This is a genomic window from Promicromonospora kroppenstedtii DSM 19349 (assembly GCF_000515355.1).
Lineage (GTDB): Bacteria > Actinomycetota > Actinomycetes > Actinomycetales > Cellulomonadaceae > Promicromonospora > Promicromonospora kroppenstedtii.
Genome location: NZ_KI911697.1, coordinates 14,710 through 18,991, shown reverse-complemented (window position 1 = coordinate 18,991; position 4,282 = coordinate 14,710). Strand labels below are relative to the sequence as shown.

Genomic DNA, 4,282 nt, shown 5'->3' with positions numbered 1-4,282 from the left:
GCAGGCACACTGGCGGGAGTGTCAGTGGCACCGGGCAGGATCATCTCTGCCAGGGCACGCCGCACCGCCGCGACGTCGACGACGCCACCGGCCTCGGACGCACCGGTGGCTACCGGTGACTCGGCAGCACCGGTCAGCACCGACCCACTGGGCAGCAACGATCCGCCAAGCGGCCTCCGCTCGCTCCCGGGCAGTGACCCGGAAGGCAATCTCGACCCTGTCCCGGGCAGCACCGATCGAGCAGGCTGCTCGCCTGCTCGTTCTGGTACCCCACCGATTCGCGTCATGCCATCAACATATCGCACACACGTACGCACCGCTCGTCGAATCGGCCCGCTCTGCCGATAGCAGAATCCGCCTGGTCGCCTTGTGGAAAACCTGGGAACTCCACGGTCAGCGATCGTGATCTGCTAGCCGTCTCGCCGATCGCGCCAGACGCTCGGCGCGGGTGCAGAGACCCCACGAGCGCCCGCACCAGCAATCCGTTCGCCCCATGGGGAACAGCCCACCTCGTTGCAGGCCTGCGACGGGTTCGGCGGCCGGACCGATCCACGCGGCCGGACCTCTGGGTACTGACCTTGACACCGCGTAGGCGGCCCGATTGTGCTGAGCCGTCCGCCGTCCGCCGTCCGCCGTCCGCCGTCCGCCGTCCCCTGGATGATCCGGTGGATGCGCGTGACCGGCCGGGCCCTGCCTGGCCGAACGCCCCGGACAGCGCGGTCCAGGACCTACGGTGGTGCCCATGGCGAGACTTCACGACGTGGTGTTCGACTGCCGCCACCCCGCGTCCCTGGCCCGGTTCTGGTCAATCGTGCTGGACGGCTACACCGTCGCCCCGTACGACGACGAGGAGCTGGCCCGGCTGCGCACGATCGGCGTCCACGACCCGGAGGACGACCCGTCCGTGCTGGTCGAGGGCCCGGCCGGGGCTCCGCGCCTCTTCTTCAACGCCGTGCCCGAGCCCAAGGCGGTCAAGAACCGGGTGCACCTCGACGTCCGCGCCCCCGACCGGGACAGCGAGGTGGCGCGTCTGGTCGCGGCCGGCGCGGCCGAGGTCAGGCGGCACGAGAACTGGGTGGTCATGACCGACCCCGAGGGCAACGAGTTCTGCGTCTTCCCCGAGTGGCCCCGAGCAGCCCCCGAACAGCCCCCGACCGGCCCGGACCACCCACCCCGGACCACCCCACCCGGACCACCCCGGGACCACCCACCCCCTCAGCCGACGGGCCGCAGCGCCTCCCGGAACGCCGCCACCGCCGCGCCGCAGGCCCAGTCGATGAACGTGTGCCGCCGCACCACCAGGCGGCAGTTCGCCGCCGCGCCGAACGCGTGCGCGGCGAACTCCTCGCGGATGCGGCGCTCGTACAGGTCGTACTCCATGACGCCCTCGCCCGCGATGACCACCACCTCGGGGTCCACCAGGTTCGCGGTCACGGCCAGCGCCGCCCCGATGGCCGTGCCTGCCCGGTCGAACGCGTCGACGGCGGTGCGGTCGCCGGAGTGCGCCAGGGCCACCGCGTCCGCGAGGGTGAGCGCGGGGTCGCCGTGCCCCACGCGGACGGCGTCACGGATGGCGCCCGAGGACGCCACCGCCTCGACGCAGCCGCGGCGTCCGCACACGCATCTCGCGTCGGGGGAGGCCAGCGGCAGGTGGCCGATCTCGCCGACGACGCCGTGTGCTCCCACCACGACGTCGCGGTTGACGTAGATGCCGCAGCCGATGCCCGCGCCGATGGTGACGATGGCGAAGCTCTCCGCCTCGACGCCGAGCCCGAACCACTGCTCGGACCTCGCGAGCGCCCGCACGTCGTTCTCGACCACGACCGGCAGGTCGACCTCCCGGGCGACCGTGGCGCCCAGGGGCACGTTGGCCCAGCCCAGCAGCGGGGAGTGACGCACGACGCCGGAGCCGGAGTCGATGTCGCCGGACACCGAGACGCCGATGCCCACGAGCCGCTCCGCACTGTCCCCGAGCTTGTCCACGAGCCGGCGCGCGCAGCGCACGATCTCGGCCGCGACCGTCTCCGGGTCGTGCCGTGCCAGGGGCCTGCGGGTGGAGGTGAGCACCTCGTTGCCGATGCTCACCGCGACGGCCACGATCTCGTCGGCGTTGACCTTGACGCCGATCGCGAGCATCGAACGCGGCACCACGCTCAGGGGGTAGACGGGCCGCCCCGGCGAGGAGCTCTCGGCGTGCTCGCCCACGGTCACGAAGCCGTCGCGGATCAGCGGGCTCACGGTCTTGGTCACCTTGGCCTGCGAGAGCCCGGTGAGGCGGCCGATCTCGATCCGGCTGACCGGACCGTGCGTGATGATGCGCGTGAAGATCTCCGCCGACGTCGCCGTGCGCAGCGCGGGGATCCGGGCGACCAGGGGGCTCATGGAATGACCTCGCCTTCAGGTCCGGGCGCGACGCGCGGGGCGCCGCGCCCGGACCGGGGGTGGCTGGCTACTGCTTGGACAGGATCTCCTGGGCCTTGTCGGCGGCCTCCTGCCAGACGTCGTCGTCACGCTGGTGGCTGTAGTACGCCTCGAACAGGGGCTGCAGCTCCGACTTGAGCTCGGCGCCGTTGCGGTAGGCCAGCGACGGCTCGAGCTGCTCGTTCTTCGAGTAGTCCACGAAGACGCTCAGGTCGACGCCCTTCTCGAGCTGGTCCGCGGCCAGGGCCTCCATGGCCGAGGGGATCGACGGGAAGAACGAGCCCGAGGTGAGCGCGGCGCTCTCCTGGCACTCGGCCGTCCCCATGAACGAGATCCAGTCCCAGGCCGCCTGCTTGACCTTGCTGCCCGACCACAGCATGTTGCCGTTGGAGTTGCTCATCACCACGCGCGTCTCGCCGTCCGGGCCGAGCACGTTGGGCGCGATGCCGACCGACATGCCGGGCAGCTTCGCGAACGTCGTGGCCGACCACGAGCCGCCGGAGATCATCGCGACCGAGCCGGAACCGAGCTGCTCGGTGTCACCGACGGTGAACTGGCCGAACTTCGGGGCCAGGCCACGGTCGGACAGGCCGCGCAGGTAGTCCATGGTCTCGACGAACGTCGGGTCGGCGAACGCGAAGGACGTGGGCCACGCCGCGGGCTCGCGCATGGTCCAGCCCGTCGCGGCCGCGAACTGGTACCAGGTGGTCTGACCCAGGTAGTCGCTCGTACCGAGGGCCCCGATCCCGTAGACCTTGACGTTGTCCTTGTCGAAGCCCTTCTCGTCGCCGCGCTTGCCGTTCTCGTCGACGGTGAGGTGCGAGACGACCTCGTCGAAGGTGCCGCCGTCCTCCGGGTTCCAGGTCATGTTCGTGACGTCGTCCTCGGTGAGGCCGGCGTCCTTCAGCATGTCCTTGTTGTAGTAGAACGCGGAGCCGGCCCAGTCGAGCGGCAGCGCGTACTGCTTGTCGTCCGTGTACGTGAACGCCGGGACGCCCACGTTGAACACGCCCAGGTCGTAGTCCGACTCGGCGATGTAGTCGTCGAGCGGCTCGAGCTGGCCCTGCTTGGCGTACGAGTCGAGGAACTCCACGCTGTTCTGGAACGCGTCCGGCGCGTTGCCGGCCACGAAGCCGGCCGTGAGCTTGGTGAAGTAGTCGTCCACCGCGTACTGCGTGATGTTGACCGTGATGTCGGGGTACTTCTCCTGGAAGGCGGGCAGGCACGTCTTGTACGACTCGGCCTGCTTCTCGTCCCAGGTCCACCAGTTGACGGTGCCCGCGTGGGCGCCCTCCTCGGCCGCTCCGCCGGTCGGGCCACCCGCGCAGGCGGCCAGCGAGACGGTGACAGCGGCTGCAGCGACGATGCTCAGCATGTGCTTCGGTTTCATGATTCCTCTTCGATCAAGGGACCGGGTGGGTTCGGTTCGGGTTGACGGGGCCGACGTCGGCCTCGAGCACACGGCCGAGCACGTCGAGCGCGCCCTGCCGGTCGAGGCTGCCGCCGGCGTCATGGCCGTTGACCGGCCAGACGGCGATGTCGTGCGGCGCCGCGTACTCGTTGTGCGCGGCGAACACGGTTTCGGGGGGAGTGACGTCGTCGTCGAGCCCGGCGGAGAACCACGCGGGAGCGTGGGCCAGGCGGGCGAAGTTGACGACGTCGAAGTGGCGCAGCGTGACCAGTGCGCGCTCGCGGCGCGCCCGGTCCCGGGCCAGCAGGTCGGCCAGCTCGCGGTAGGGGCCGTTGCGGCTGAGTGTCAGCGCTCCCGGCAGGTCCGCGAGGAACGGGGCCTGCGCCAGTACCGCGGCCACGCCGGGGGCCAGGTAGCCCGCGGCCAGCGCGATCCCGGCGCCCTGGCTGT

Annotated in this window: 3 protein-coding genes and 1 pseudogene; 1 reads left to right on the top strand and 3 read right to left on the bottom strand. The window is 71.1% G+C overall.

Annotation, left to right across the window (positions count from 1 at the left end; genetic code table 11):
* Positions 1-742: 742 nt before the first annotated feature.
* Positions 743-1,105: pseudogene (locus PROKR_RS35350) on the top strand (VOC family protein); the annotation flags it as partial.
* Between the two features lie 110 nt (positions 1,106-1,215).
* On the opposite strand, the gene PROKR_RS18075 reads toward PROKR_RS35350, so the two are convergent.
* The 3 genes from PROKR_RS18075 to PROKR_RS18065 form a co-directional block, all read right to left on the bottom strand.
* Positions 1,216-2,382, bottom strand: a complete 1,167-nt coding sequence (locus PROKR_RS18075) for an ROK family protein (protein ID WP_036965390.1) — start codon at positions 2,380-2,382, stop codon at positions 1,216-1,218.
* 67 nt (positions 2,383-2,449) lie between these two features.
* Positions 2,450-3,811 carry an ABC transporter substrate-binding protein gene (locus PROKR_RS18070; RefSeq protein ID WP_245605874.1) on the bottom strand — a complete coding sequence of 454 codons (1,362 nt, stop codon included), beginning with the start codon at positions 3,809-3,811 and terminating at the stop codon, positions 2,450-2,452.
* 13 nt (positions 3,812-3,824) lie between these two features.
* Positions 3,825-4,282 (bottom strand): acetylxylan esterase (locus PROKR_RS18065; protein WP_036965386.1); only part of this gene is annotated, 458 nt, incomplete at its 5' end.